The following is a 26,070-nucleotide window of genomic DNA, read 5'->3' on the forward strand; positions in this document are numbered from 1 at the left end:
AGGCACGATCATCCCATCGGGCCCAGCCCACACTAGAACAGGATTGCCCATGTCCTTTGCTTCCCTCGGTCTCTCCGAGGCTTTAGTCCGCGCTATCGAGGCAGCGGGCTATACCCAGCCCACTCCGGTGCAACAGCGGGCTATTCCCGCCGTGTTGCAAGGCAGCGACCTGATGGTCGCCGCCCAGACAGGTACTGGCAAAACCGGCGGCTTCGCCCTGCCGATCCTCGAGCGCCTGTTTCCGGGCGGTCATCCGGACAAATCCCACCGTCATGGTCCCCGCCAGCCCCGCGTGCTGGTCCTGACCCCGACCCGCGAACTGGCCGCCCAGGTCCATGACAGCTTCAAGGTGTATGCACGTGACCTGAAACTGGTCAGCGCCTGCGTCTTCGGCGGCGTTGGCATGAACCCGCAGATCCAGGCCCTGTCCCGCGGCGTCGATGTCCTCGTGGCCTGCCCTGGCCGCCTGCTGGACCTCGCCGGCCAAGGCAATGTCGACCTGTCACATGTCGAGATCCTGGTACTGGACGAAGCCGACCGCATGCTCGACATGGGCTTCATCCATGACGTCAAGAAGGTCCTGGCCCGCCTGCCAGCCAAGCGCCAGAACCTGCTGTTCTCGGCGACCTTCTCCAAGGACATCACCGATCTGGCCGACAAGCTCCTGCGCAACCCGGAGCGTATCGAGGTCACGCCGCCGAACACCACCGTCGAGCGTATCGAGCAACGTGTCTACCGCCTCGCGGCCAGCCACAAGCGCGCGCTGCTGGCCCACCTGATCACCCTCGGTGCGTGGGAGCAGGTGCTGGTGTTCACCCGCACCAAGCACGGCGCCAACCGCCTGGCCGAGTACCTTGAGAAGCACGGCCTGACCGCCGCCGCGATCCACGGTAACAAGAGCCAGAACGCTCGCACCAAGGCGCTGGCCGACTTCAAGGCCGGTACCGTTCGTATCCTGGTGGCGACCGATATCGCCGCCCGCGGCCTGGACATCGACCAGCTGCCGCACGTGGTCAACTTCGAGCTGCCGAATGTCGAGGAAGACTACGTTCACCGCATTGGCCGTACCGGCCGGGCTGGCCGCTCCGGCGAGGCTATTTCGCTGGTCGCGCCGGACGAGGAAAAACTGCTCAAGAGCATCGAGCGCGTCACCCGCCAGAAGATCGCCGACGGCGACCTGATGGGCTTCGATGCCAGCAAGGTCGAGGCCGAGAAGCCTGAAGTGCGCGAGCGCCCGCAGGTCAGCGGTCGCGGCTCCCGCAACCCGCGTGGTGAGGGCAGTGCTGCCGGCAATGGTGGCCGCAAGGACAAGGGCAAGGAAAAAGGCCGTGAAAAGCCGCCTGCCGACAAACCGGCTGAAAAGGCCGCCGGCCAGCAGCCTCGCCAGGAGCGCAAGCCGCGCAACAAGAAGCCTGCCCAGTCGCAGTCGTCCCAGCAAGGCGCGTCATCGGCGCCGGTCAATCGTGACCCTGAAGCGTTCCTCGACGATGACGTCGACAATTTCGGCAACCGCGCCGACTACGTCAGCCCATACCAGAACAAGAACCAGGGCCGTAACCGCCGTCCAGGTGCCGCGGGTCAGCAGACTCAAGCTGGCGGTCAGCGCCAGGGCACCGGCACCGGCACCGGGGGCCAGGCCCGTGGTGGCCAGCCGCGTACCGGTGGCGGCGCCGGCAGTGGTGACAAGCGTGCGCGCAACAACAACGGCGGTGCTCGTCGTGACGGTGGCGGCGGTCGCCGCAACGACTCGTCGCGTCAGGAGCCTGCGGTCCGTGGCCCTCGCGATGGCCAAAGCCAGACCCAGCCGAAGATCGTGCACAAGGAATCGAAGCTCGACCGGTTCCCGACCGCCGAACAGCTCGAAGATCTGCCAAGCCGCCCGCGCGGTGAGCGCCCTGCGCTGCTGACCCGCAATCGCTGATCAGCTGCACTGACAAAAACGCCGCCCACTAGGGCGGCGTTTTTGTTTGCGGCAGCAGAGTTACTTCTGTTTCACGCCTTCCAGGCTGATGTCCAGATCCAGGGTCTGGGAGGTCGGGCCCGGCCCCTTGATGCCAAAGTCGGGCAGGTTCAGCGTGGTCTTGGCGTTGAAGCCTGCACGCTCACCGCCCCACGGATCCTTGCCTTCACCGTTGAACTCGGCCTTGAAGGTCACCGGCTTGGTCACGCCGTGCAGGGTCAGGTCGCCAGTCACGTCGGCGGTTTTCTCACCCGTCGACTTGACCGCGGTGGAGACGAACTTGGCCTCGGGGTACTTGCTCACGTCGAGGAAGTCTTTACTGGCGATGTGCTTGTCACGCTCGGCATGGTTGGACCACAGGCTGGCGGTCTTCAGGTCGACCGCAATCTTGCTGGCTTCAGGCTTGGCCTTGTCCCACGAGAAGGAACCCTCGAAGTCCTTGAACGTGCCGTGAATGAAGCTGTAACCCAGGTGGCTGATCTTCCAGTCGACGAAAGCGTGCTGGCCTTCCTTGTCGATCTTGTAGTCCGCCGCCATGGCCTGGCCGGCCGAGAGCAGAGCAGTACCCAGTGCCAGCGCGGCGAAAGTCTTTTTCAACATCCTTCGATTCCTTTGCAATTGAGGTTGGGAGTCAAGCTTTGCGGCCCAGCATGCGTGTCAGGGTCGCGTCACGGTCGATGAAATGGTGCTTGAGGGCTGCCAGGGCATGCAGGCCGGAGAAAACCACCAGCGCCCAGGCCAGGTAGAAATGGATCTCACCGGCAAGGTCTGCCTGGTCGGGCAGGTTGCTGACCAGCGCCGGCACCTCGAACCAGCCGAATACCGGAATGCCCACGCCATCGGCGGTGGAGATCAGGTAACCGGCGATCATCACTGCGAACAGGCCGAAGTACAGCACAGCATGGCCAAGTTTGGCGGCCACCCGTACAAACGAGCCGTGGTTGGCAGGCGCGGGCGGTGGCGGACTGATGAAGCGCCAGACCACACGCACCAGCATCACGCCCAGCAGGATCAGGCCAATGCTCTTGTGCAGGTCGGGTGCTTCCTTGCGCCACGGGCTGTAGTAGTCGAGGCCGACCATCCACAGGCCCAGGGCGAACAGGCCATAGACCGCCAGGGCCACTGCCCAGTGCAAAAGCATGCTGACCAAACCATAGCGAGCGGGTGAGTTGCGCAGTTGCATGCCTGTTTCCCTGTAAGAACTGTTCACAAGACTAGCGCGAAACGTATCGAAAAAAAGCGTAAAAACCTGCTGATAAATATCGTTTTAACTGATTGGTAGAGTACGGTTTTCCTATTAAGGAAAGATTAACCGCCTTTTGCAGAAGCGGGCGTGCGCCACCTCTGCAAAAGGGAAGCCCCCTCGCCCGTGTCAGTGGGCCTTGGCCTGGGTGGCAGTGGTCTTCTTGCTGTGCACCGGCTTGGCCACAGGCTTTTTCACCGGATGTGCCTTGGCCGGCGTTTTCTTGACCGGCGCAGGCTTCACCGGTTCTTCCTTGGCTATGGGCGCGACAACCGGGGCGGGGGTCGGCGCAGTAGCAGGGGCCGCCACTGGCGCTGGTTCCGCAGGCTTGGCAACCGGCTGCGCGGCAGGCGCTTCATCGTTGCCGAACATCCGCGAGAAGAAGCCTGGCCTGGTTTCCTTCACAGGCTCCGCCTTGGCCGGTGTCTTGTCGGAAGCGCCACCGAACAGGCCTGAGAAGAACCCGCCCTTGTCCTTGGCGGCCACCGCGCCCGCCGCACCGGCCGCCGCGGCGGCAGCCACCGCCCTGGCCGGCTCGAACGACTTCCCCGCCGCCAGGTCCTGAACCTGGCTCGCGGCGCGCTGGCCACTGCGCAGCGCGCCTTCCAGGGTTCCCGGGTAGAGCGCATCGGTGTGCTCACCGGCAAAGGCGACACGCTGCACCGGCCGCTCCCACAGGCGCCAGTACTTGCTGATCTGGCCTGGGCCGTACGCCAGGTAGGCGCCGCCCATGCCGGCGTCGGTGCTGTAACGACGAATCTCATAGCCGGTGAAGGCGCCACGGGCTTTTGGATAGAAGGCATGCATGCGGATCAATACCTGATCGACCATCTGCTTGTCACCAAAGGCCTGCAGCAGCCGGGCGTTGTCGCCAGACAGGTTGATCACCACGTTGGCGCCACCCTTGAGCGCTGGCTCGATCCACAGCATGCCCAGTCCGGTGTTGCTGAAGATCTCGCCCGACATGCGCGCGCGGCTCTCCCAGACCGGGGTCTTGAACTTGAGCAGCAGCTGGTCGCGCCAGCCATAGTTGGTGCCTTTGAGCGCAGCCAGGTGCTGGTTGTCCAGGCCAGGGGTCATCTGGATCTTGGCCAGGGCGCGCAGAGGCACGGCCATGACCAGGTAGTCGGCCTGGTAGCCGACGCTGCCGACCTTGACCGTGACGCCGTGCTGGTCCTGGACGATCGAGGTGACCGGCGAGCTGGTCTTGATGGTCTTCAGCTGCTTGACGAAGGCCTGCGCCAGTACCGGGCTGCCGCCAGGCAGGCGCGCGGCGCGCAGGTCGCGGTCGCTGACGCCACGGTAAACGCGCGTCTGCTGGGCGAAATACAGCAACGACAGGCGCGATGGCTCGTCATAGCGGGTACGGATCTGCTGGTTGATCAGCTGACGTGCGACGGACGGCAACTGCAGCTTGTCCAGCCAGGCCGACACGTTGATCTGGTCGAGGGCGAACAGCGTGCTGTTGGCCGCCGGCGCAAGTGGGTCGTCGATCGAACGGGCCAGGTCGTCGAGGGTTTTCTCGTAGCGTTTCAAGGCCTCGGCGGTGGCGGGCTGTCTGGCCGCCAGGTCCGCCGCGCTGAAGTAGTCGCCATCGATCAGGTAGCTTGGGGTGCGCACATATTCGGGCGCGGGCAAGGTACTGAGCCTGAACTGGTCCAGGTATTGATTGAGCACCGGCTGCGCCTTGCTGTTGCCCACCCACTCGCTGGTCGCCAGCCCCGAGCGTCCGCCCATGCCACCCTTGGCTTCCAGCAGTGTGACCTGCCAGCCCTTGCCTTGCAGCTCGTAGGCGGCGGTCAGGCCCGCCAGGCCACCCCCGACGACGATCGCCGAGGGCGCCTTGCCCTCAGCCAGCGCGGCGCCGCCGGACAAACCACCAATCATTACCAACGCGCACAGGCGCAGCCAAGCAGCAGCCATTTCGGCGAACTCCGGATCAGAAAAACCAAAAAAAGAAGGGGAAGGACACCCCGGGATGTGATGCATCAAGAATACGTCACGCGTAGGCACCCTGCCAGCAGAGTGACATCAAGTGCTTTACCACATTCACATTTTCGTCAGCAGCCAGGATGGCTCGCCCCTCTTCAGGCATCGCACGGCGGTTGTCCTGCCTGCCTTCATTGCTTAGGCTTACGCGGTCTATACAAGCCGCGTCGCCAGGAGAAGTGCCCATGGGCCTCAATGATCAGTGGATGCAACGTGACCTCAAGGTCCTGTGGCACCCCTGCACCCAGATGAAAGACCACGAGCAGCTGCCGCTGATTCCGATCAAGCGCGGTGAAGGCGTGTGGCTGGAGGACTTCGAGGGCAAGCGCTACCTGGACGCCGTCAGCTCCTGGTGGGTCAACGTGTTTGGCCATGCAAACCCGCGCATCAACCAGCGCATCAAGGACCAGGTCGACCAGCTCGAGCACGTGATCCTCGCAGGCTTCAGCCATCAGCCGGTGATCGAGCTGTCCGAGCGGCTGGTCAAGCTGACGCCGGCCGGGCTGGACCGCTGCTTCTATGCCGACAACGGCTCGTCCTGCATCGAAGTGGCGCTGAAGATGAGCTTCCACTACTGGCTCAACAAGGGCCAGCCGCAGAAGAAGCGTTTCGTCACCCTGACCAACAGCTATCACGGGGAAACCATCGCGGCGATGTCGGTGGGCGATGTGCCGTTGTTCACCGAAACCTACAAGGCGCTGTTGCTGGATACCATCAAGGTACCGAGCCCTGACTGCTACCTGCGCCCGGATGGCATGGGCTGGGAAGAGCATTCACGCAACATGTTTGCCGCCATGGAGCAGACGCTGGCCGAGCACCACGCCACGATCGCCGCCGTGATCGTCGAGCCGCTGATCCAGGGCGCAGGCGGCATGCGCATGTACCACCCGGTCTACCTCAAGTTGCTGCGCGAAGCATGCGACCGCTACGGCGTGCACCTGATCCATGACGAGATCGCCGTGGGCTTCGGCCGTACCGGCACGATGTTCGCCTGCGAGCAGGCCGGCATCCGCCCGGACTTCCTCTGCCTGTCGAAGGCCCTGACCGGTGGCTACCTGCCGCTGGCCGCGTGCCTCACCACCGAGGATGTCTACCAGGCGTTCTACGACGACTACCCGAGCCTGCGCGCCTTCCTGCATTCGCACAGCTATACCGGCAACCCGCTGGCCTGCGCCGCGGCCCTGGCGACGCTCGACATCTTCGAGCAGGACAACGTGATCGAGGCCAACAAGGCCCTGGCCCAGCGCATGGCCAGCGCCACCGCGCACCTGGTCGACCACCCTCATGTGGCCGAGGTGCGCCAGACCGGCATGGCCCTGGCCATCGAGATGGTCAAGGACAAGCCGAGCAAGACTGCCTACCCCTGGCAGGAACGGCGAGGCCTGAAGGTCTTCGAGCACGCCCTGACCCGTGGCGCGCTGCTGCGCCCGTTGGGCAGCGTGGTGTATTTCCTGCCGCCCTACGTGATCACGCCCGAGCAGATCGATTTCCTCGCCGAGGTGGCCACGGAGGGCATCGATATCGCGACGCGCAGTAGCGTCAGCGTGGCGGTGCCGGAGAACTTCCATCCCGATTTCCGGGATCCGGGCTAAGCCCCCGTCAATCAAATCACCACCGTATCCTTGTGGGAGCTGGCTAGCCAGCGAAGAGGCCCGACCAGAAAACCTCGGTGCATGGCAAGGGCTTTGCCCTTGTTAGCTGGCAAGCCAGCTCCCACCCGGGACAACACCTTATCCAGAGCACCACCATGCGACTATCCCGCTTTTTCATCGACGCCCCCCTGAGCCTTGGCGAGCACGACCTGCCCGAGGCACAGGCCCATTACATCGGCCGGGTCCTGCGCATGGCGCCAGGCGATGCCGTGCAGCTGTTCGACGGCAGCGGCCAGGAATTTCTCGGCCAGCTGCTGGAAGTCGGCAAGAAAACCGTTCGCGTCACCCTCGACCAGGCCCTGCCTGGGCAAGCCGAATCGCCCCTGCAGATCCACCTCGGCCAGGGCCTGTCCCGCGGCGAGCGCATGGACTGGGCCATCCAGAAAGCCACGGAACTGGGCGCCAGTGAAATCACCCCGATCGTCAGCGAGCGCTGCGAAGTGCGCCTCAAGGACGAACGCGCCGACAAGCGCCTGGCCCACTGGCGCCAGGTCGCCATCAGCGCCTGCGAGCAATGTGGCCGCTCACGCCTGCCGGTCATCCACCCACCCCTGACACTGGCCGAGTGGGTCAAGGGCACCGAGGCCGCGCTCAAGCTGGTGCTGCACCCCGTGGCCGAGCCGCTGGTCAGCCATGCCCGCCCCGACACCCTGGCGTTCCTCATCGGCCCTGAAGGCGGCCTCAGCGATGCCGAGGTCGAGCACGCCAAGGCCGCCGGCTTCCAGGCTGCCCGCCTCGGCCCTCGCGTGCTGCGCACCGAGACCGCCCCGGTGGTCGCGCTCTCGGTCGCGCAGCAGCTGTGGGGCGATTTCTAGAGCACGTAGAAAAACATGGCGATGAAGTGCATCACGCTGCCAGCGATCACGAACAAGTGCCAGATGCCGTGCCAGTGGCGAAAGCGCCGGTCGTAGGCGAAGAAGATGATGCCCACGGTATACAGCACGCCCCCCGCCGCCAGCCAGGCAAAGCCGGCGGTGCCGAGGGTGTGCAGCAATGGATTGACCGCCACCAGCACGATCCAGCCCATCAGGGCGTAAATCACGATCGACATCACCCGCGCCTCGGAGCGCGGCTTGATCTCTTGCAACATGCCGATCAGGGCCAGTCCCCACACCACGCCGAACAGGCTCCAGCCCCAGGGCCCACGCAGGCTGACCAGGCAGAACGGTGTGTAGCTGCCGGCAATCAGCAGATAAATGGACAGGTGATCAAGCTTGCGCATGATCACCTTCGTTCGCCCGCGGGTGCTGTGGTAGAGGGTCGAGATGCTGTACAGCGTCAGCAGCGTGACACCGTAGATCGAGAAGCTGACGATCTTCCATGGATCGCCCTGCAAACCGGCCACGATGATGAGCCAGATGGCGCCGATGGCGGACAGTACCGCACCGACGAGATGCGTCCAGGCATTGAAACGTTCACCGTAATACATACAACACCGACCCCCCATGCCTGCTTCAGGTTCCCTTGGAACCTGAGACTAGCCAAGCGCCGCGTCACGCACCAGCCGCTCTAGCGCGGCCAGGTCAGGTACCCGCGCGACCTGGTCGCCGACCTGCACCGCGGCCACTTCCAGTGGTGCCAGGGGCACGTCGACGTAGTTGAGCTGGCTGTCGAGCTTGCATGAGCGCGGGATGCCCTGCACCAGCATGGCCAGGTAGCGCAGACCGGTATCGCCCAGCGCGTTGAGCACGACGATGCGGGCCCGATCGCCGCAGGGGGTATGCCCGCCGCACGCGGCCTCGAAGCCGATCAGCGGCAGGCGCTGCTGGCGCCAGTCGACCCAGCCTTGGTGCCAGGGAGTCTCTCCCGGCTGGCAGCTGACCGCGCGCTGGCCGATCAGCTCGGCCACGGCGACATTGGGCAGCACCAGCGTACGGTCGCCCAAGGGCAGCAGCAGGCCGGTGAGGCTGACGCGCTGGCCGGCAAGATGATCAAGCATTGGCGTTGCTCCATTGGGCGATGCTCTGTAGCAGGACCGACTCCTGGTAGGGTTTGCCCAGGTAGTCGTTGACACCGATGGCCATCGCCCGGTCGCGGTGCTTCTGGCCGGTGCGCGAGGTGATCATGATGATCGGCAGGTCCTTGAGACGCTCATCGCGGCGCACACGGGCCGCCACCTCGAAACCATCCATGCGCGGCATTTCGATGTCCAGCAGCAGCACGTCAGGGCGGTGCTGGTCGAGCAAGAGCATGGCGTCGACGCCATCCTTGGCGGTGAGCACGTTCATGCCGTGGCGTTCGAGCAGCCGTCCGGTCACCTTGCGCACGGTTACCGAATCGTCCACCACCATCACCAGCAGGGGCCTGCGCGGCGGCTGGCCGGGCAGCAGCGCACGTGCGCCAGCCGCCCCCGGCAGGTGAGTGCGACGCCGCTGCAGGCCACGCAACTGCCCCAGCAGGTCAAGAATCAGCACCACGCGGCCATCGCCGAGCAAGGTCGCGCCCGACAAGCCCGGCACGGCAGCGAACTGCGGCCCCAGGCTTTTCACCACGATCTCGCGGCTTGGAGAAAGGCTGTCGGCCTGCACCGCGAACGACTGTTCATGGGAGTGCACCAGCAACACCGGCAGCGGCACGCTCTGGCCCAGCAGACGCGGCGAGCTTGCGCCCTGCACCAGTTCGCCCAGATAGCGAAGCTCGTAGTGGTGACCGGCATAGGTGTAGCGCGGCGCCTGCTGCTGGTAGCAGGTCTGCAGCTCGCCCGGCGGCACGCGCACGATCCCCTCGATGGTATTGAGCGGGATGGCGAACTGCTCCTCGCCCAGGTTGACCATCAGTGCCCGGTTGACCGACACGGTGAACGGCAGGCGGATCAGGAAACGCGCGCCCTTGCCCGGGCTCGACTCGATGCTCATCGAGCCGCCCAGTTGCTTGACCTCTTCATGCACGACGTCCATGCCCAGGCCGCGCCCGGAGATCTGGGTGATCTTCTCGGCGGTGGAAAAGCCCGGCCGCAGGATGAACTGCATGATCTCGTGTTCGGACAGGTGCGCCTCGGGATCGAGCAGGCCGCGCTTGATCGCCTTGCGCCACACCGCCTCCAGCGGGACGCCGGCGCCATCGTCGGTCATCTCGATGACGATGTCGGCGCCTTCGTGCAGCAGGTTCAGGCTAATGGTGCCCTGCTCGGGCTTGCCCGCCGCCAGGCGCGCCTCGCGTCTTTCAAGGCCGTGGTCGACGGCGTTGCGCAGCATGTGCTCAAGGGGCGCGACCATGCGCTCGAGCACGCTGCGGTCCAGCTCGCCCTCGGCGTTGCCCACGATCAGCTCGACCTGCTTGCCCAGCTCGCTCGCCACCTGGCGCACCACCCGCTGCAAACGCGGCACCAGGCGTTCGAAGGGCACCATGCGGGTGCCGGTCAGCCCCTCCTGCAGCTGGCTGTTCACCCGCGCCTGCTGCTGCAGCAGGCTGGAGGCCTGTTGCGCCTGCTGGGTCAGGGTTTCCTTGAGATCGAGCAGATCGGACGCCGACTCGAACAGGGCCCGCGACAATTGCTGCAACTGCGAATGGCGGTCCAGCTCCAGGGGATCGAAGTCTTCGTAGGCATCGCGCTCGGTCTGCTGCCGGCTGGAGATCTGCCCTTGGGTTTCGGTGTCGAGGCGGCGCAGCTGGTCGCGCATGCGCTCCAGGGTGGTTTCCATCTCGCCCAGAGCGACCTGGGCATCGTTGACGTGCTGCTCGATGCGCCCACGGATGATCGAATGCTCGCCCGCCAGGTTGCCCAGGTTGTCGAGCAGCTCGGCGCCGACCTTGACCATGTCGCCGGGTGCCCGCTCGGGCACCGCGGCGGGAGCCTCGGCAGGCGCCAGGTCAGGCTTGCCCTGGCCCGCGGCAGTGTCGGCCAGCGCCGCGCTGCTGAAGTTGCGGATGTAGTCGATCAGCGCCGTGGCGGCATGCAGCGGCTGGCCAAGGCGAACGGCATCGAGCATCTGCGCCAGGCGGTCATGGCAGTTCTGCAGCAGGCTGAACAGTGCAAGGCTGGGCGGCAGTTGCCCGGCGGCCAGCAGCTCATAGAGAAACTCCAGCTCATGGGCCAGGTCGCCGATGGCGGCGATCTCGACCATGCGTGCCCCGCCCTTGAGCGTATGCAGGTCACGCAGCAGGTTTTCCACCTCGACCAGGTTGCGCGGCTCGGCCTGCCAGCGCGACAACGCGGCGCCCGCGCTTTCGACGATGTCCGAGCTTTCCTCGAGAAAGATCTCCAGCAATTCCTTGTCGCCGGGCGCCTTGTTGTCCTCCGGCGTCGGCACGCCCAACGCCAGGGCGCTGGCCCTGCTCAGCTCGGTGACACCGTTGTCGCGGCTGACCAGGCCTGTGGCCGACGGCGCCAGGCCCTCGTCCAGCAAGTCGCGCAGGGCCTGCAGGCACTCGGGTCGCGCCGTCACCTCCTGGCCTGCGGCGATCTCGTCGAGCATGTCGATCAGTGCTTCGTGAGCCTGCTGGGCCTGCACGAAGAAACGCGCGCTGGCCCCCAGGCTGCCTTCCTCGACCGCCCCGTAGAGGTCCAGCAAGGCTTCGCAGACCTCGTCCACCTGCCACAGGTCGGCCAGGTGCGCGCCTTGCCCGAGGGTGGTCAGCTCGTCGAGCAGGGCATCGAGCTCCTGGCGCTCGCCCGGGTGCTCCTGCCAACGCGAGAGCAGCGACTCGGCGTCGAGCAGGATGTCCATGCCTTGGGCCAGGAAGCTTGCGATCAGTTGCGGATCGCGCCGCGGCCGGCGCGTCTGCCCAGCGCTCTCTTGCAGCGCTTGCAGGCGGGCATCAACGGCCTGGCCGGTGTGTTCGATCAGTTGCGCGGCACCGCGGATCGCCGCCAGCGGCGTGCTGTCGAGTTGCGCCAGGCCAATGCGCAGGAGGGTGCTGGACGCCTGCAGCAGTGCGATGTCGTCCGGCAGCAAGGTCAGTTGATGCGCCTTGTATTCACGCGCGAGGCGGTCGAGCGCCGTCGCCAGCTCGGCGATCGGCATGACACCGGCCATGGCCGCGCTGCCCTTGAGAGTGTGCAAGGCGCGCTGCAGGTTGTCGCTGATCGAAAGCGCGGCGGGGCCGGTGGCGTCCTGCAGGACGCTCTCGAGCGTGGCAAGGTGGCCTAGGGCCTCGTTGCGGAAGATGTCCAGCAACTGCGGATCCAGCTCGCTGTCGCCGTCGCTGACGACGCCTGCATCGTTCATGGCCAGGGCATGCAGGTGGCTGGACAGCACTTCGATAGGGCTGACGGCCGGCAATTGGCCAGACGCGAAGTCGGCCAGCAGGTCGGGAAGCCGCGCGAAGGCTTGCTGAAGGCTGATCTGGGCCTCGGCGGTGAGCTGCACGCGGCCCTCGAGCACCCGGTTGAGCAGGTGTTCGGCGCCCCAGGCCAACTCGCCCAGTGCCTGGGCGTCGACCATCCGCCCGCTGCCCTTGATGGTATGCAGCGCGCGGCGGACCTCGATCAGCGACTCCCGCTGGCGCGCATCGGCGCGCCAGCGGGCCCAGTGGCGCTCGATCTCAGGCAGCAGTTGCCCGACTTCGTCGAGAAACACCTCGCGCAACTCATCACGCAGCGCAGCGCGCTCATCAGGCTCAGGGCTGGCGGCCTCCTGGGCGCGAGGCCGCTGCACGCCAAGGGCCAGCAACGCCTGGCGGGCAAGGTCGAGAAACCGCAGCGCGTCGGCCAGCGGGTCGGCGACCAGCCATTGCAGGTAGCACTCGCTGGCACTGAGGGCGTCGGCCAGGTGCGCGAGGTCGACCGCCGCCGGTTCCACGCCGCTCTCGAGCAGGTGCGCCTGGGCATACGCCGCGCAGTCGCCCAGCACATCGGCGGCGCCGGGCAGCATCAGCATGCCCATCGCGCCGCTGATCTGCAGCAGCAGGTCCGGCAGAGGCTGCAGGCGCTGGCGTGACCAGCCTGCCTCCAGGCAATCGCCAATCAGCTCCTTGACCTGCTGCAACACCGACAGCGCCTCGACCAGCACCAGGTGACGGATCTCGGCCAGGTCGGAGCCCGGCAGCGGCAACGGCCCGCCCTCCTCCAGCGGCCCCACCATGCCGTTCAGCGTCGCTTCGACGTAGAGCAGGGCACCGGCGATGTCCATCAGCAGGGCATCGTCCGGCACGCGCTGGCCTTGGGCCAGGCTCTGCACGGCCAGGACCTGGTTGATGATCACCCGGCGTGGCTGCTGGAAGCCCAGCACCGCCAGGGTGTCGGCCACCTGGCGCAACGGTGCCAGCAACGGCTCGAGCTGGTGGTACTGCTGGCGATCGCCGCGCCCATAAACGTCCAGGCGCTCCTTGATGCGCATCAGGTCGTCGCACAGGGCCTTCACCACCGAGCGCAGGGCATCCCGGCCCTGCCCTGCCTCCATGTGCTCGCGCCAGCCGCCCAGCGGCAGGTCGAGGTTGGCCAGGTCTTCGGCACCGGCCAGCATCTGCCCGGGCTGCGGGCTGCCCATGAGGCTGGCCTGGGCCAGCAGCTCGACGCCACGGCAGGCACGCAACTGGTTGAGCAGCGGCAGCATCACCAGGGGCAGGTCGTGGCGGGCGCTGCGCAGCCGCTCCAGGTAGACCGGAAGCTGCTCAAGCCCACGGAACAGCGCGCCCAGGCAGTCGCCACGGGAGGTGATCTGCCCCTCGGCGAGCGCCCGGCCGAGCAGTTCCATCTCTTCGGCCAGGCACCGAGCGCCGGGCAGCTCCAGCATGCGCAGGCAACCGTGGACCTGATGCAGGTTGTCGAGAAAGACCGCCAGCACGGCGGTCTCCCCAGGCTCGCCGGCAAACCGTTCCAGCGCCTGGCGCGCCTCTGCCAGGCACTCGAGGATGGCGGGCCTGGTCCACGCCAGGGCCACCGTGTCGTGGCGCAACGGGACCTGTGCTGCATTGGCCATGCTTAATTCCTCAAGGGCGTTCGGCCGGGGCCGGCAGGGTGAAGCCTGACACGGAGCGGCGCATTTCGCTGGCCATGCGCGCCAGGTGACGGATGCTGTCGGCGGTCGCGGTGGAGCCTGCGGATGTCTGCGCGGTGATCTGCTGGATGACCGCCATGGTGTGGGAAATCTGCCCGGCAGAGGAGGTCTGCAGCTGGGCGGCATCGGAGATGCTGTGGATCAGTTCGGCAAGCGTCTGCGACACCCCTTCGATCTCGGCCAGGGAAACCCCGGCGTCCTGCGCCAGGCGCGCGCCCCGGACCACCTCGGCAGTGGTCTGCTCCATGGAGATCACCGCCTCGTTGGTATCGGCCTGGATGGTTCGCACCAGCGCCTCGATCTGTCGCGTGGCCGAGGACGAGCGCTCGGCCAGGCGCTGCACCTCGTCGGCGACCACGGCAAAACCGCGCCCGGCCTCACCGGCCAGCGAGGCCTGGATGGCCGCGTTGAGGGCCAGGATATTGGTCTGGTCGGCGATGTCGTCGATCAGGCTGACGATATCGCCGATCTCCTGGGACGACTCACCCAGGCGCTTGATCCGCTTGGCGGTGTCCTGGATCTGCTCGCGGATGTTGTCCATGCCGTTGATGGTGTTGTGGACCACCTCGTTGCCCTTGTTGGCGATGGCCACCGAACGCTCGGCGACCTTGGCCGACTCATAGGCATGCGCCGACACCCGGTCGATCGACTCGACCATGTCGCCGACGGCCACCGAGGCTTCGCTGATCTGTTCGGCCTGGTGCTCGGACGCCTTGACCAGCAGGCGCGCGGTGTTTTTGGTGTCCTGCACGGCGCTGGCCACCTGCACGGCGCTGTGGTTGATGGTGGCCACCAGGTCGCGCAACTGGTCGACCGAGTAGTTGATCGAGTCGGCAATGGCCCCGGTGAATTCCTCGGTGACCGACACGGTGACGGTCAGGTCGCCGTCGGCCAGCTCTTCGATCTCGTCGAGCAGGCGCATGATCGCCCGCTGGTTGCGTTCGTTCTTCTCGGCGGTCTCGCGCAACTGGCGGCGGGTGGTGCGCACCATCACCAGGCCGATCAGGATGATCGATGCCAGTGCCAGCAGCCCCAGCGCGTAGCCGCCCACGGTGTCCAGGGTACGTCCGCTGGCCAGGTTCTCGAAGCCGTTGGCCAGGTGCGAGGCCTCGTCGAGCAAGGTCTGCGACAGGCTGAAGATATTGCCCGCGGCCTCGCGTACGCGCAGCAGCTCGGGGGAAGTCTCGAGGATCTCGTCCACCGAGCCTGCAACGAACTGGAACAGCTCGGCGATCTCGGCCAGGCGCGCCCGGGCATCGGCGTCCTCGACGCGGGTGACCTGGATCAGCGGATTGCCGCCCAGCATGCCTTCCAGCACCTGGCCAAAGCGGTTGGCGTCGCGGCGGAAGGCATCGGCCGCCTGCACCGAGGCCTCGTCACCGGCCAGCACGGTATTGACCGAACCGAGGATGCGCTCGGCCAGCAGCAACTGGCGCTGGGCCACGGCGACCTGGCTGGCGGGGGCACCGCTCTTGAGCAGGATCTCGACGACCTTCTCGTACTCGACCTGCAACTGCGGCACCGTCTCGGCCAGCGTCGCGGCGACCTGGTGCAAGGACAGCACCGTCTGCTCGCTGGCCAGGATGGTGTCGGTATTCTTGCGCAGGTTTTCCCAGTCGCGCTTGACCGTATCCATCTCGTCGCGCACCGCCGTTGGGGCTTCGGGCAGCCCGGTGGCAGGATCGCCCTGGCGCAGGTAGCCCCAACGCCGCTCGAAGTCGTTGCGCGCATCGCTCAGCAGCTTGAACGCCAGCCCCTTGCCGGCCGCCGCTTCGGTGGCGTTCTTGGCGATGCGCTGGGACAGCACGCGCAGCTCGCCGGCATGGCCGATGTACTGCTTGTCGTAGTTGGACTGGGTGTTGAGGTAGGCGAAATTGGCGAACAGCAGGATGATCGACAGAATCAGCACGATGAACAGCGCGGCGATCTGCGCGGTGCTGCGCAGCCGCGGGTTGGCGGACGGGCTGGGGGGTTGGCTCACGGTCGGTTAGTCCTCTACAACGCCACATCGAGAAAGCCCGGCGCCTGGGCCAGGGCCAGCGGGCTGAAGATCGCCCAGTTGCGCTCGCGGGCAAAATGCCCCCGCACGAACGGCGCCGCAGCGCCGATCAACGGCCGCGGCGGCGCATGATCCAGGCTTTGCGGCGCAAAATGCTGAAGGCCCAGCACTTCGTCCACCAGAAGCCCGGCGAACAGTTCCTCGGTATCCAGCACCAGCACCCGCCGCTGCTTGCCAGGGGCGCAGGCGCCAAGCCCGAAGAAGCCGCCGAGGTCCATCACCGGCAGCAGGCGCCCCCGCAGGTTGGCGACACCGCAGACCCAGGGCTGTACCCCCGGCACGCGGCTGCTGCGCGGCTCATGCAGCACCTCGGCGATTTCGCCCATGGGCGCCACGAACCACTGGCCGGCCACGCGAAAGCCGATGCCGCTCCAGTGCTCCAGGCGGGTTTCCTGGCGAGGCGCGTCGGCCACCAGCAGGCGGCAGCGGCGGTCGATGTCGAGCAGCAACTCGAAGGCGGTCAGCGACGCGCCCTGGGGGCGCGTGGTCAAGCTGGCAGCACGCCTTTGAGTTTCTTGATCAGGGTGTCTTCGTCGACCGGCTTGACCAGGTAGTCGCGCGCGCCCTGGCGCTCGCCCCAGACCTTGTCGGTCTCTTGGTCCTTGGTGGTGACGATGATCACCGGTATGCCCTTGGTATCAGGGTCCTTGCTCAGCTGGCGGGTGGCCTGGAAGCCGTTCATGCCGGGCATGACGATGTCCATCAACACCGCGTCGGGCTTTTCCTGGCGCGCCAGGGCAACGCCATCGGCGCCGTTGACCGCCTTGAGCACCTGGTGCCCGTGCTTTTCGAGCATCGCGCTCAATTTGTACATTTCTGTCGGCGAATCGTCGACAATCAGAACTCGGGCCATGCTGTTTCCCCATGAGGAAAAAGACGCCGCCTGGGCGGGCGACGTCAGGGTGCGTGTTGTTCTTGCGCGGCGAACCCGGGCACATGGGCCTTGATCGCGTCGAGCAGTTCGTCCTTGCTGAATGGCTTGGTGAGGAACTGGTCCGAGCCCACCACCCGTCCGCGGGCCTTGTCGAACAGGCCGTCGCGCGACGACAGGAGGATCACCGGAATGTCCTTGAAGGCGCTGTTGTTCTTGATCAGCGCGCAGGTCTGGTAACCGTCCAGGCGCGGCATGAGTACATCGACGAAGATGATCCGGGGCTGGTGGTCGACGATCTTGGCCAGGGCATCGAAGCCGTCGCAGGCCGTGATCACCTCGCAGCCTGCCTCGCTGAGCAACATCTGGGCGGTGCGGCGGATCGTGCGCGAGTCGTCGATCACCATCACCTTCAGTGGCTGTTCCATATTTGCGCTACCATCGCTGCTCGGGCGTCGCCTGAAAGGGGCCGTGCAGGCCACGTGCCCGGCCTTTTTAGCACACTCCGGGAAGCCATACCATTGGCCCACCGGCCCGCGACCCGCTGCCCCTTGACCATCCGCGCCGCGAGCGCCACCCTGACGCCACTTTTCATTCGAACCACCGCGGCATAGGCCGCCCAGAGGAATTACCCATGAGCGTTCGCCTCGGGATTGTCATGGACCCCATTGCGGGCATCTCCTACAAGAAGGACAGCTCGCTGGCCATGCTGCTGGCCGCACAGGAACGCGGCTGGTCGCTGTTCTACATGGAGCAGCGCGACCTTTACCTGGGTGCCGGCCAGGCTCGCGCCCGCATGCGCCCGCTGAAGGTCTTCGCCGACCCGGCGCGCTGGTTCGAGCTGGGCGAGGAACAGGACAGCGCGCTGAGCGAGCTGGACACGATCCTGATGCGCAAGGACCCGCCCTTCGACATGGAGTTCGTCTACAGCACCTACCTGCTGGAACAGGCCGAAGCCGAGGGCGTGCTGGTGGTCAACCGCCCGCAGAGCCTGCGCGACTGCAACGAAAAGCTGTTCGCCACGCGCTTCCCCGAGTGCATGGCGCCGACCCTGGTCAGCCGCCGCGCCGACATCCTGCGTGAATTCGCCGCCACCCATGGCGATGTGATCCTCAAGCCGCTGGACGGCATGGGTGGCGCGTCGGTGTTCCGCCACCGCCAGGGCGACCCGAACCTCTCGGTGATTCTCGAGACCCTGACCCTGCATGGCCAGCAGCAGATCATGGCCCAGGCCTTCCTGCCAGCGATCAAGGACGGCGACAAGCGCATCCTGATGATCGACGGCGAGCCGGTGCCCTATTGCCTGGCGCGTATCCCGGCCAGCGGCGAGACCCGCGGCAACCTCGCCGCAGGCGGGCGTGGCGAGGCGCGCGAGCTGAGCGAGCGTGATCGCTGGATCGCTGCCCAGGTTGGCCCGACCCTGCGCGAAAAGGGCCTGCTGTTCGTTGGCCTGGACGTGATCGGCGACTACCTCACCGAGATCAACGTGACCAGCCCGACCTGCATCCGCGAGATCGACAACGCCTACGGCACGCGCATCGGCGCGCAATTGATGGACGCCATTGATCGCCAGCTCAAGGCACGCTGACCACCGACGCGAAGCAACCGTGCGGAGTGGGGTATGATGCCGGTCGTTTTTTTCGACCTGCGCGCCCGCCCTGCCGGTTGCTGGATACCTGATGACGCTGCCTGCTGACATCCCTGCCGAACTCACCCCACCCCGCGCACGCCCGGTGGACCGGCTCGGCTTTGCCTTGTTCCTGGCGGCGCTGGTGCACCTCGCGCTGATCCTGGGGGTTGGGTTTTCGTTCACCAAGCCCGCCGAGATCCGCCGGACCATGGAGATCACCCTGGCCACCTTCAAGAGCGAGAAGGCGCCGGAGAAGGCCGATTTCCAGGCCCAGGAAAACCAGCAAGGCAGCGGCACGCTGGACAAGAAGGCGGTGCCCACGACCACCGAGGTCGCGCCTTTCCAGGACAGCAAGGTCAACAAGGTCACTCCGCCACCGGCGGCCCGCCCCCCGGTGTCCGCGCCCGCCCAGGCCAAGTCGGCGGTGACCACCCAGGCGCCCAAGGCGCAAAAGGTCCAGACCCTGCCCAAGGAAAGCAAGCCGCAACCCAAGCCCCAGGCCGCCGCGCCAGAATTCGACAGCTCGCAGCTGTCCAGCCAGATCGCCAGCCTCGAGGCGGAACTGTCGAACGAGCAGCAGATGTATGCCAAGCGCCCGCGCATCCACCGCCTGAACGCCGCCTCGACCATGCGCGACAAAGGCGCCTGGTACAAGGAGGAGTGGCGCAAGAAGGTTGAGCGGGTCGGTAACCTCAACTACCCCGACGAAGCCCGCCGCCAGCAGATCTATGGCAGCTTGCGGATGATGGTGTCGATCAACCGCGATGGCTCGTTGTTCGAAGTGCTGGTGCTGGAATCGTCCGGCCAGCCGCTCCTGGACCAGGCCGCCCAGCGCATCGTGCGCCTGGCCGCGCCGTTCGCGCCGTTCACCGGTGACCTGGGCGAATTCGACCGGCTGGAAATCATCCGCACCTGGCGCTTTGCCAGAGGCGACCGGCTGTCGAGCAACTGAAGATACGATTTGGGCGCATGACGCACCTTGTCAGCCTCGCCAGTCAACGCCACACTACTAGCCATGAAAACCCTCAGCCCGAGCTACCTCAAGCATCAGTTCCTGATCGCCATGCCGCACATGGCGGATCCGAACTTTGCCCAGACCCTCACCTACATCGTCGAGCACACGGCCAATGGTGCCATGGGCCTGGTGGTAAACCGGCCGCAGGAACTCAACCTGGCCGATATCCTCGAGCAGCTGCGCCCCGACACCGAGCCGCCGGCCAGTTGCCTGCGCGTGCCGATCTACGGCGGCGGGCCGGTGCAGACCGACCGCGGCTTCGTGCTGCACTCCAGCGAACGCAGCTATCAGGCGACGGTCGAGCTGGGAGGGCTGTCGCTGTCCACTTCGCAGGATGTGCTGTTCGCCATCGCCGACGGGCAAGGCCCGAAAAAAAGCCTGATCACCCTCGGCTATGCCGGCTGGGAAGCGGGCCAGCTCGAAGCGGAACTGGCCGACAATGCCTGGCTCAACTGCCCCTTCGACCCCGAGATCCTGTTTGCCACGGCCAGCGACCTGCGCCTTGACGCAGCCGCCGCCAGCCTGGGTATCAACCTGAGCCTGCTGACCAGCCAGGCGGGCCACGCCTGATGGCTCAATTACGCCTGCTACTGGGCTTCGACTACGGTACCCGGCAGATCGGCGTCGCGGTCGCCCAGATGGTCACCGGCCAGGCCCGCGAGCTGTGCACCCTCAAGGCACAGAACGGCGTGCCCGACTGGGACCAGGTTGAAAAACTGATCAAGGAGTGGCAGCCCGATGCCATCGTCGTGGGGCTGCCGCTCAACATGGACGGCACCCCCAGCGAGATGAGCGCCCGCGCCGAAAAATTCGCCCGCCGTCTCAATGGCCGTTTCAACCTGCCCGTGCACACCCACGACGAACGCCTGACCACCTTCGAGGCCAAGGGCGAACGCCTGGCCCGCGGTGGCCAGCGTGGCAGCTACCGCGACAATCCGGTCGATGCCATTGCCGCCGCCCTGCTCCTGCAAGGCTGGCTGGATGCCAACAGCGGGCAGTAACCCATCGGTTTCAAGCCGGGCCCGCCCGGCGTCCTGAGGAGCAAGCATGAGCCTACCCAACCCCGCCGAACTGGTCCGGCAGATGGCCGTCGACCTGCGCGCGCACCTGGCCCGGCGCAACATCACCGAGCCACGTTTCATTGGCATCCACACCGGTGGCGTCTGGGTCGCCCAGGCCCTGCTCGAGGCGCTTGGCAGTGACAGCCCGCTGGGCACCCTGGACGTCTCGTTCTACCGTGACGACTTCAGCCAGAACGGCCTGCACCCGCAGGTACGCCCCTCGCAGCTGCCGTTCGAGATCGAGGGCCAGCACCTGGTGCTGGTCGATGACGTGCTGATGAGCGGGCGCACCATCCGCGCCGCGCTCAACGAACTGTTCGACTACGGCCGCCCGGCCAGCGTGACCCTGGTCTGCCTGCTCGACCTGGATGCCGGCGAGCTGCCGATCCGGCCAAACGTGCTCGGTGCCACCCTGTCGCTGGCCGCCCATGAACGGGTAAAATTGACCGGACCCGCACCGCTCGCCCTCGAGCGCCAGGACCTCGCTTCCGCTTCCGCCCTTTAAAGAGTCCCCCGCGATGACGCCAATCGACGCCAAGCGCCCGCTGCAGCTCAACGATCAGGGCCAGCTACGCCATTTTCTCTCGCTCGACGGTTTGCCCCGCGAACTGCTGACCGAAATCCTCGACACCGCCGACTCCTTCCTGGAAGTCGGCGCCCGGGCCGTGAAGAAAGTCCCGCTGCTGCGCGGCAAGACCGTCTGCAACGTGTTCTTCGAGAACTCCACCCGTACCCGCACCACCTTCGAGCTGGCGGCACAGCGCCTGTCCGCCGACGTGATCACCCTGAACGTGTCGACGTCCTCGACCAGCAAGGGCGAGACCCTGTTCGACACGCTGCGCAACCTCGAGGCCATGGCCGCCGACATGTTCGTCGTGCGCCATGCCGATTCGGGCGCCGCGCACTTCATCGCCGAGCATGTCTGCCCGGACGTGGCCATCATCAACGGCGGCGATGGGCGTCATGCGCACCCGACCCAGGGCATGCTCGACATGCTCACCATCCGCCGCCACAAGGGCAGCTTCGAGAACCTCTCGGTGGCGATCGTCGGCGACATCCTGCACTCGCGGGTCGCGCGCTCGAACATGCTGGCGCTCAAGGCGCTCGGCTGCCCGGACATCCGCGTCATCGGCCCCAAGACCCTGCTGCCAATCGGTATCGAGCAGTACGGCGTGAAGGTGTACACCGACCTGACCGAAGGCCTCAAGGACGTCGACGTGGTGATCATGCTGCGCCTGCAGCGTGAGCGCATGGCCGGCGGCCTGCTGCCGAGCGAAGGCGAGTTTTACCGCCTGTTCGGGCTGACCACCGCGCGCCTGGCTGGCGCCAAGCCGGACGCCATCGTCATGCACCCAGGTCCGATCAACCGCGGCGTGGAGATCGAGTCGGCGGTGGCCGACGGCGCCCATTCGGTGATCCTCAACCAGGTGACATACGGCATCGCCGTGCGCATGGCCGTGCTGTCGATGGCCATGAGCGGACAGACCGCGCAACGACAACTGGACCAGGAGAACGCCCAGTGAGCATCAGTATTCTTGGCGCCCGGGTCATCGATCCTGCCAGCGGCCTTGACCAGGTCACCGACCTGCACCTGGACGGCGGCAAGGTGATCGCCATCGGCGCCGCCCCGGCCGGTTTCAGCGCCAGCCGCAGCCTCGACGCCGCGGGGCTGGTCGCCGCACCTGGCCTGGTCGACCTCGATGTCGCCCTGCGCGAGCCCGGCTACAGCCGCAAGGGCAACATCGCCAGCGAGACCCGCGCCGCCGCCGCGGGTGGCGTGACCAGCCTGTGCTGCCCGCCACAGACCCGTCCGGTGCTCGACACATCGGCCGTGGCCGAACTGATACTCGACCGCGCCCGCGAGGCCGGCCACAGCAAGGTCTACCCGATCGGCGCCCTGACCAAGGGCCTTGAAGGCGAGCAACTGGCCGAGCTGGTCGCCCTGCGCGACACCGGCTGCGTGGCATTCGGCAATGGCCTGAACAGTATCGGCAACAACCGTACCCTGGCCCGCGCTCTGGAATATGCCGCGACGTTCGACCTGACCGTGGTGTTCCACTCCCAGGACCGCGACCTGTCCCAGGGCGGCCTTGCCCACGAAGGCCCGATGGCGAGCTTCCTTGGCCTGCCGGGCATTCCCGAGACCGCCGAGACCGTCGCCCTGGCGCGCAACCTGCTGCTGGTCGAGCAGACCGGCGTGCGCGCGCACTTCAGCCAGCTCACCAGCGCCCGCGGCGCCCGTCTGATTGCCCAGGCCCAGGCGCTCGGCCTGCCGGTGACCGCCGACGTCGCCCTGTACCAGCTGATCCTTACCGACGAGGCACTGCGTGACTTCTCGAGCCTCTATCACGTGCAACCGCCGCTGCGCACCCAGGCCGACCGCGATGGCCTGCGCGAGGCGGTGAAATCCGGCGTGATCCAGGCAATCTCCAGCCATCACCAGCCCCACGAGCGCGACGCCAAGCTGGCGCCGTTCGGTGCCACCGAGCCAGGCATCAGCAGTGTCGAGCTGTTGCTGCCGCTGGCCATGACCCTGGTCGAAGATGGCCTGCTGGACTTGCCGACCTTGCTGGCACGTCTGTCCAGCGGCCCGGCCGCGGCCATGCGGCTGCCCGCGGGCGAGCTAAAGGTCGGCGGCGCGGCGGACCTGGTGCTGTTCGATCCCCAGGCGTCCACCGTGGCCGGCGAGCAGTGGTATTCGCGCGGCGACAACTGCCCGTTCATCGGCCATTGCCTGCCGGGCGCGGTGCGGTACACGCTGGTTGATGGGCATATTTGTCACCAGCAGTAACCGTGTTGCCCCTTCGCTGGCAAGCCAGCTTCCACCAGGCATAGCGCTGCCCATGAGAGCGACGCCTTACCTGTGGGAGCTGGCTTGCCAGCGAAGGGGCAACACCGATCCATCTGTCACCCCACCAACAGTTGAAATCCTTCCCCCCCTCCCCCATATGAGTCTGCATCAGGCATTTTCGCCCCGCTGCGTGGAGACTCTCCCTTGACCACCATCGTTTCAGTTCGCCGCCACGGCAAAGTCGTCATGGGCGGCGACGGCCAGGTTTCCCTCGGCAACACCGTGATGAAAGGCAACGCCAAAAAGGTCCGTCGCCTGTACCACGGTCAAGTCATCGCGGGCTTCGCCGGCGCCACCGCCGACGCCTTCACCCTGTTCGAGCGCTTCGAAGGCCAGCTGGAGAAACACCAGGGCCATCTGGTCCGCGCCGCCGTCGAGCTGGCCAAGGAGTGGCGTACCGACCGCTCCCTGAGCCGCCTCGAGGCCATGCTGGCCGTGGCCAACAAGGACGCGTCGCTGATCATCACCGGCAACGGTGACGTGGTCGAGCCCGAAGACGGCCTGATCGCCATGGGCTCCGGTGGCGCCTTCGCCCAGGCCGCTGCCCGCGCCCTGCTCGACAAGACCGACCTGTCGGCCCGCGAGATCGCCGAGACCGCCCTGAATATCGCCGGTGACATCTGCGTGTTCACCAACCACAACCTGACCATCGAGGAGCAGGACCTGGCCGAGTGATCAGCTGTTCTGGCGCCCAGCCCCGACGGCTGGGCTTTTCCACGCTGACCCACTGCGTCCGAGGACCATCATTACCATGTCCATGACCCCCCGCGAGATTGTCCACGAACTCAACCGCCACATCATTGGCCAGGATGACGCCAAGCGCGCCGTCGCTATTGCCCTGCGCAACCGCTGGCGGCGCATGCAGCTCCCTGCCGAGCTGCGCGTCGAGGTGACCCCGAAGAACATCCTGATGATCGGCCCCACCGGCGTCGGCAAGACCGAGATCGCCCGGCGCCTGGCCAAGCTGGCCCATGCCCCGTTCATCAAGGTCGAAGCCACCAAGTTCACCGAGGTCGGCTATGTCGGCCGTGACGTCGAGTCGATCATCCGCGACCTGGCCGATGCGTCGATCAAGATGCTTCGCGAGCAGGAGATCATCCGCGTGCGCCACCGCGCCGAAGATGCCGCCGAAGACCGTATCCTCGATGCCTTGCTGCCTCAGGCACGCACCAGCAGCAGCTTCACCGAGGAAGCGGCCGCCACCAGCAGCGATACCAACACCCGTCAGCTGTTCCGCAAGCGTCTGCGCGAAGGCCAGCTCGATGACAAGGAAATCGAGATCGAAGTGGCCGAAGCCGTCGGTGTCGAGATCGCCGCGCCGCCTGGCATGGAAGAGATGACCAACCAGCTGCAGAGCCTTTTCGCCAACATGGGCAAGGGCAAGCGCAAGGCGCGCAAGCTCAAGGTCAAGGAAGCGCTGAAGATGGTCCGCGACGAAGAGGCCAGCCGCCTGGTCAACGAGGAAGAGCTCAAGGCCAAGGCACTCGAAGCGGTCGAGCAGCACGGCATCGTGTTCATCGACGAGATCGACAAGGTGGCCAAGCGCGGCAATGTCGGCGGCGCCGATGTCTCCCGTGAAGGCGTGCAGCGCGACCTGCTGCCGCTGATCGAAGGCTGCACTGTCAACACCAAGCTGGGCATGGTCAAGACCGACCACATCCTGTTCATCGCCTCCGGCGCCTTCCACCTGAGCAAGCCGAGCGACCTGGTACCTGAGCTGCAAGGCCGCCTGCCGATCCGTGTCGAGCTCAAGGCCCTGACCCCGGGCGACTTCGAGCGCATCCTGAGCGAGCCGCATGCCTCGCTGACCGAGCAGTACCGCGAGCTGCTCAAGACCGAGGGCCTGAACATCGAGTTCGCGCCAGAGGGCATCAAGCGCCTGGCCGAGATCGCCTACCAGGTCAACGAGAAAACCGAGAACATCGGTGCCCGCCGCCTGCACACCTTGCTCGAGCGCCTGCTCGAAGAGGTGTCGTTCAGTGCCGGCGACCTGGCCAGCGCGCACAGCGAAGCGCCGATCCGCATCGACGCCGAGTACGTCAACAGCCACCTCGGCGAGCTCGCGCAGAACGAAGACCTGTCGCGGTATATTCTGTAGATCGTATGGGGCCGCCTTGCGGCCCTTCGTGGGAAAACCCGCGAAGGGCCGCAAGGTACCCCGCTATCTGCCGAGACCCGCAAGCCATGCCCAGACTCCCCACCGCCATCAACCTGCACAAAGCCTCCAAGACCCTGCGCCTGACCTACGGCCCAGACGAATCCTATGACCTGCCCGCCGAATTCCTGCGCGTGCACTCCCCCTCCGCCGAGGTCCAGGGACACGGCAACCCGATCCTGCAGTTCGGCAAGCTTGGCGTTGGCCTGGTCGGCGTCGAGCCGGCGGGACAGTACGCGCTCAAGCTGACCTTCGACGATGGCCACGACAGCGGCCTGTTCACCTGGGAATACCTCGAGCAACTGTGCCTGCGCCAGCAACCGCTGTGGAGCGAGTATCTCGACGAACTGCACAAGGCCGGCAAATCCCGCGACCCCGCGGAATCGGCCGTAAGGCTGATGCTCTAACACAAGCTTTCCCCGGGTTAGAGCGCATTTTCTAATCTCATCTGCTTGAATGACGACTTGACGGCCAATGACTGGCTGTCTTGCGCATTACACGAAAGTCGGGTAACCAATGGAGCTGGCAAGTTTCCTGCCTCGTTTCCACGGTTTCAAGCGCGGGCGGAGCCGGGCCGGCATGGGCGTCCGGTCGCAGCGCCGCTGTTCGTTATCACTGGTCACCCGAGCAGTAGTACCGGGCATCC

General features: G+C 66.1%; 23 protein-coding genes. 13 read left to right on the forward strand and 10 right to left on the reverse strand.

What is annotated here, in order from left to right:
- The first annotated feature begins 49 nt into the window (after positions 1-49).
- Complete coding sequence (locus VJS90_RS16995) at positions 50-1,921, forward strand: DEAD/DEAH box helicase (protein WP_324122807.1); 1,872 nt, start codon at positions 50-52, stop codon at positions 1,919-1,921.
- Positions 1,922-1,981: 60 nt separating this feature from the next.
- Here VJS90_RS16995 and VJS90_RS17000 read toward each other — a convergent pair whose 3' ends face one another.
- The 3 genes from VJS90_RS17000 to VJS90_RS17010 all read right to left on the reverse strand — a co-directional run bounded on the left by VJS90_RS17000 (position 1,982) and on the right by VJS90_RS17010 (position 5,126).
- The gene (locus tag VJS90_RS17000; RefSeq protein WP_324122808.1) at positions 1,982-2,560 is read right to left on the reverse strand and encodes a YceI family protein; all 579 of its coding nucleotides are present in this window, start codon (positions 2,558-2,560) and stop codon (positions 1,982-1,984) included.
- 31 nt (positions 2,561-2,591) lie between these two features.
- A complete protein-coding gene (locus tag VJS90_RS17005) occupies positions 2,592-3,143 on the reverse strand; it encodes a cytochrome b (RefSeq protein ID WP_324122809.1) in 552 nt (183 codons plus the stop codon).
- Positions 3,144-3,332: 189 nt separating this feature from the next.
- Positions 3,333-5,126, reverse strand: coding sequence for a flavin monoamine oxidase family protein (locus VJS90_RS17010; RefSeq protein WP_324122810.1), 1,794 nt, complete (start codon positions 5,124-5,126; stop codon positions 3,333-3,335).
- A gap of 251 nt (positions 5,127-5,377) precedes the next feature.
- On the opposite strand from VJS90_RS17010, the gene VJS90_RS17015 reads away from it, so the two are divergent.
- Together VJS90_RS17015 and VJS90_RS17020 are read left to right on the forward strand one after the other, a co-directional pair.
- Positions 5,378-6,784 (forward strand): adenosylmethionine--8-amino-7-oxononanoate transaminase, encoded by a 1,407-nt coding sequence (locus VJS90_RS17015; protein WP_324122811.1) that lies wholly within the window; start codon positions 5,378-5,380, stop codon positions 6,782-6,784.
- Positions 6,785-6,939: 155 nt separating this feature from the next.
- Positions 6,940-7,659 (forward strand): 16S rRNA (uracil(1498)-N(3))-methyltransferase, encoded by a 720-nt coding sequence (locus VJS90_RS17020; protein WP_324122812.1) that lies wholly within the window; start codon positions 6,940-6,942, stop codon positions 7,657-7,659.
- Here the strand turns inward: VJS90_RS17020 and trhA are convergent.
- The 7 genes from trhA to VJS90_RS17055 are packed head-to-tail and all read right to left on the reverse strand — an operon-like array spanning position 7,656 to position 17,140.
- Complete coding sequence (gene trhA / locus VJS90_RS17025) at positions 7,656-8,273, reverse strand: PAQR family membrane homeostasis protein TrhA (protein ID WP_324122813.1); 618 nt, start codon at positions 8,271-8,273, stop codon at positions 7,656-7,658. The genes VJS90_RS17020 and trhA overlap by 4 nt on opposite strands.
- 48 nt (positions 8,274-8,321) lie before the next feature.
- Positions 8,322-8,783 carry a chemotaxis protein CheW gene (locus VJS90_RS17030; RefSeq protein ID WP_324122814.1) on the reverse strand — a complete coding sequence of 154 codons (462 nt, stop codon included), beginning with the start codon at positions 8,781-8,783 and terminating at the stop codon, positions 8,322-8,324.
- Complete coding sequence (locus VJS90_RS17035; RefSeq protein ID WP_324122815.1) at positions 8,776-13,704, reverse strand: Hpt domain-containing protein; 4,929 nt, start codon at positions 13,702-13,704, stop codon at positions 8,776-8,778. The genes VJS90_RS17030 and VJS90_RS17035 overlap by 8 nt, the downstream gene beginning before the upstream one ends.
- Positions 13,705-13,714: 10 nt before the next feature.
- The gene (locus VJS90_RS17040; protein ID WP_324122816.1) at positions 13,715-15,763 is read right to left on the reverse strand and encodes a methyl-accepting chemotaxis protein; all 2,049 of its coding nucleotides are present in this window, start codon (positions 15,761-15,763) and stop codon (positions 13,715-13,717) included.
- A 14-nt stretch (positions 15,764-15,777) separates the two neighbouring features.
- Complete coding sequence (locus VJS90_RS17045; protein WP_324122817.1) at positions 15,778-16,332, reverse strand: chemotaxis protein CheW; 555 nt, start codon at positions 16,330-16,332, stop codon at positions 15,778-15,780.
- Positions 16,329-16,694: a twitching motility response regulator PilH gene (gene pilH / locus VJS90_RS17050; protein WP_324122818.1), complete on the reverse strand. Its 366-nt coding sequence runs from the start codon at positions 16,692-16,694 to the stop codon at positions 16,329-16,331. Before pilH ends, VJS90_RS17045 begins: the two co-directional genes overlap by 4 nt.
- 44 nt (positions 16,695-16,738) lie before the next feature.
- Positions 16,739-17,140, reverse strand: a complete 402-nt coding sequence (locus VJS90_RS17055) for a response regulator (RefSeq protein ID WP_324122819.1) — start codon at positions 17,138-17,140, stop codon at positions 16,739-16,741.
- A 206-nt stretch (positions 17,141-17,346) separates the two neighbouring features.
- On the opposite strand from VJS90_RS17055, the gene gshB reads away from it, so the two are divergent.
- The 10 genes from gshB (at position 17,347) to VJS90_RS17105 (ending at position 25,831) form a co-directional block, all read left to right on the forward strand.
- Positions 17,347-18,300 (forward strand): glutathione synthase, encoded by a 954-nt coding sequence (gshB, locus tag VJS90_RS17060; RefSeq protein WP_324122820.1) that lies wholly within the window; start codon positions 17,347-17,349, stop codon positions 18,298-18,300.
- A 91-nt stretch (positions 18,301-18,391) separates the two neighbouring features.
- Entirely contained in the window at positions 18,392-19,294 is a 903-nt protein-coding gene (locus VJS90_RS17065) for an energy transducer TonB (protein ID WP_324122821.1), read from the forward strand.
- A gap of 63 nt (positions 19,295-19,357) precedes the next feature.
- A complete protein-coding gene (locus VJS90_RS17070; protein ID WP_324122822.1) occupies positions 19,358-19,927 on the forward strand; it encodes a YqgE/AlgH family protein in 570 nt (189 codons plus the stop codon).
- Entirely contained in the window at positions 19,927-20,358 is a 432-nt protein-coding gene (gene ruvX, locus VJS90_RS17075; protein WP_324122823.1) for a Holliday junction resolvase RuvX, read from the forward strand. Before VJS90_RS17070 ends, ruvX begins: the two co-directional genes overlap by 1 nt.
- 46 nt (positions 20,359-20,404) lie before the next feature.
- Positions 20,405-20,923 (forward strand): bifunctional pyr operon transcriptional regulator/uracil phosphoribosyltransferase PyrR, encoded by a 519-nt coding sequence (gene pyrR, locus VJS90_RS17080; protein ID WP_324122824.1) that lies wholly within the window; start codon positions 20,405-20,407, stop codon positions 20,921-20,923.
- 13 nt (positions 20,924-20,936) lie between these two features.
- A complete protein-coding gene (locus VJS90_RS17085) occupies positions 20,937-21,941 on the forward strand; it encodes an aspartate carbamoyltransferase catalytic subunit (protein ID WP_324122825.1) in 1,005 nt (334 codons plus the stop codon).
- Complete coding sequence (locus VJS90_RS17090; RefSeq protein WP_324122826.1) at positions 21,938-23,209, forward strand: dihydroorotase; 1,272 nt, start codon at positions 21,938-21,940, stop codon at positions 23,207-23,209. Before VJS90_RS17085 ends, VJS90_RS17090 begins: the two co-directional genes overlap by 4 nt.
- Before the next feature lie 204 nt (positions 23,210-23,413).
- A complete protein-coding gene (gene hslV, locus VJS90_RS17095) occupies positions 23,414-23,944 on the forward strand; it encodes an ATP-dependent protease subunit HslV (protein ID WP_324122827.1) in 531 nt (176 codons plus the stop codon).
- Positions 23,945-24,020: 76 nt separating this feature from the next.
- Positions 24,021-25,367, forward strand: coding sequence for an ATP-dependent protease ATPase subunit HslU (gene hslU, locus VJS90_RS17100; protein ID WP_324122828.1), 1,347 nt, complete (start codon positions 24,021-24,023; stop codon positions 25,365-25,367).
- 86 nt (positions 25,368-25,453) lie between these two features.
- Entirely contained in the window at positions 25,454-25,831 is a 378-nt protein-coding gene (locus VJS90_RS17105) for a DUF971 domain-containing protein (protein WP_324122829.1), read from the forward strand.
- Positions 25,832-26,070: the final 239 nt, after the last annotated feature.

It is taken from the genome of Pseudomonas sp., assembly GCF_035277045.1.
Lineage (GTDB): Bacteria > Pseudomonadota > Gammaproteobacteria > Pseudomonadales > Pseudomonadaceae > Aquipseudomonas.

Excerpts from the sequence above, each read along its gene's own strand:
- VJS90_RS16995 (WP_324122807.1), top strand. The coding sequence starts at position 50 with ATGTCCTTTGCTTCCCTCGGTCTCTCCGAGGCTTTAGTCCGCGCTATC.
- VJS90_RS17000 (WP_324122808.1), bottom strand. The coding sequence starts at position 2,560 with ATGTTGAAAAAGACTTTCGCCGCGCTGGCACTGGGTACTGCTCTGCTC.
- VJS90_RS17005 (WP_324122809.1), bottom strand. The coding sequence starts at position 3,143 with ATGCAACTGCGCAACTCACCCGCTCGCTATGGTTTGGTCAGCATGCTT.
- VJS90_RS17010 (WP_324122810.1), bottom strand. The coding sequence starts at position 5,126 with ATGGCTGCTGCTTGGCTGCGCCTGTGCGCGTTGGTAATGATTGGTGGT.
- VJS90_RS17015 (WP_324122811.1), top strand. The coding sequence starts at position 5,378 with ATGGGCCTCAATGATCAGTGGATGCAACGTGACCTCAAGGTCCTGTGG.
- VJS90_RS17020 (WP_324122812.1), top strand. The coding sequence starts at position 6,940 with ATGCGACTATCCCGCTTTTTCATCGACGCCCCCCTGAGCCTTGGCGAG.
- trhA (WP_324122813.1), bottom strand. The coding sequence starts at position 8,273 with ATGTATTACGGTGAACGTTTCAATGCCTGGACGCATCTCGTCGGTGCG.
- VJS90_RS17030 (WP_324122814.1), bottom strand. The coding sequence starts at position 8,783 with ATGCTTGATCATCTTGCCGGCCAGCGCGTCAGCCTCACCGGCCTGCTG.
- VJS90_RS17035 (WP_324122815.1), bottom strand. The coding sequence starts at position 13,704 with ATGGCCAATGCAGCACAGGTCCCGTTGCGCCACGACACGGTGGCCCTG.
- pilH (WP_324122818.1), bottom strand. The coding sequence starts at position 16,694 with ATGGCCCGAGTTCTGATTGTCGACGATTCGCCGACAGAAATGTACAAA.
- VJS90_RS17055 (WP_324122819.1), bottom strand. The coding sequence starts at position 17,140 with ATGGAACAGCCACTGAAGGTGATGGTGATCGACGACTCGCGCACGATC.
- gshB (WP_324122820.1), top strand. The coding sequence starts at position 17,347 with ATGAGCGTTCGCCTCGGGATTGTCATGGACCCCATTGCGGGCATCTCC.
- VJS90_RS17065 (WP_324122821.1), top strand. The coding sequence starts at position 18,392 with ATGACGCTGCCTGCTGACATCCCTGCCGAACTCACCCCACCCCGCGCA.
- VJS90_RS17070 (WP_324122822.1), top strand. The coding sequence starts at position 19,358 with ATGAAAACCCTCAGCCCGAGCTACCTCAAGCATCAGTTCCTGATCGCC.
- ruvX (WP_324122823.1), top strand. The coding sequence starts at position 19,927 with ATGGCTCAATTACGCCTGCTACTGGGCTTCGACTACGGTACCCGGCAG.
- pyrR (WP_324122824.1), top strand. The coding sequence starts at position 20,405 with ATGAGCCTACCCAACCCCGCCGAACTGGTCCGGCAGATGGCCGTCGAC.
- VJS90_RS17085 (WP_324122825.1), top strand. The coding sequence starts at position 20,937 with ATGACGCCAATCGACGCCAAGCGCCCGCTGCAGCTCAACGATCAGGGC.
- hslU (WP_324122828.1), top strand. The coding sequence starts at position 24,021 with ATGTCCATGACCCCCCGCGAGATTGTCCACGAACTCAACCGCCACATC.
- VJS90_RS17105 (WP_324122829.1), top strand. The coding sequence starts at position 25,454 with ATGCCCAGACTCCCCACCGCCATCAACCTGCACAAAGCCTCCAAGACC.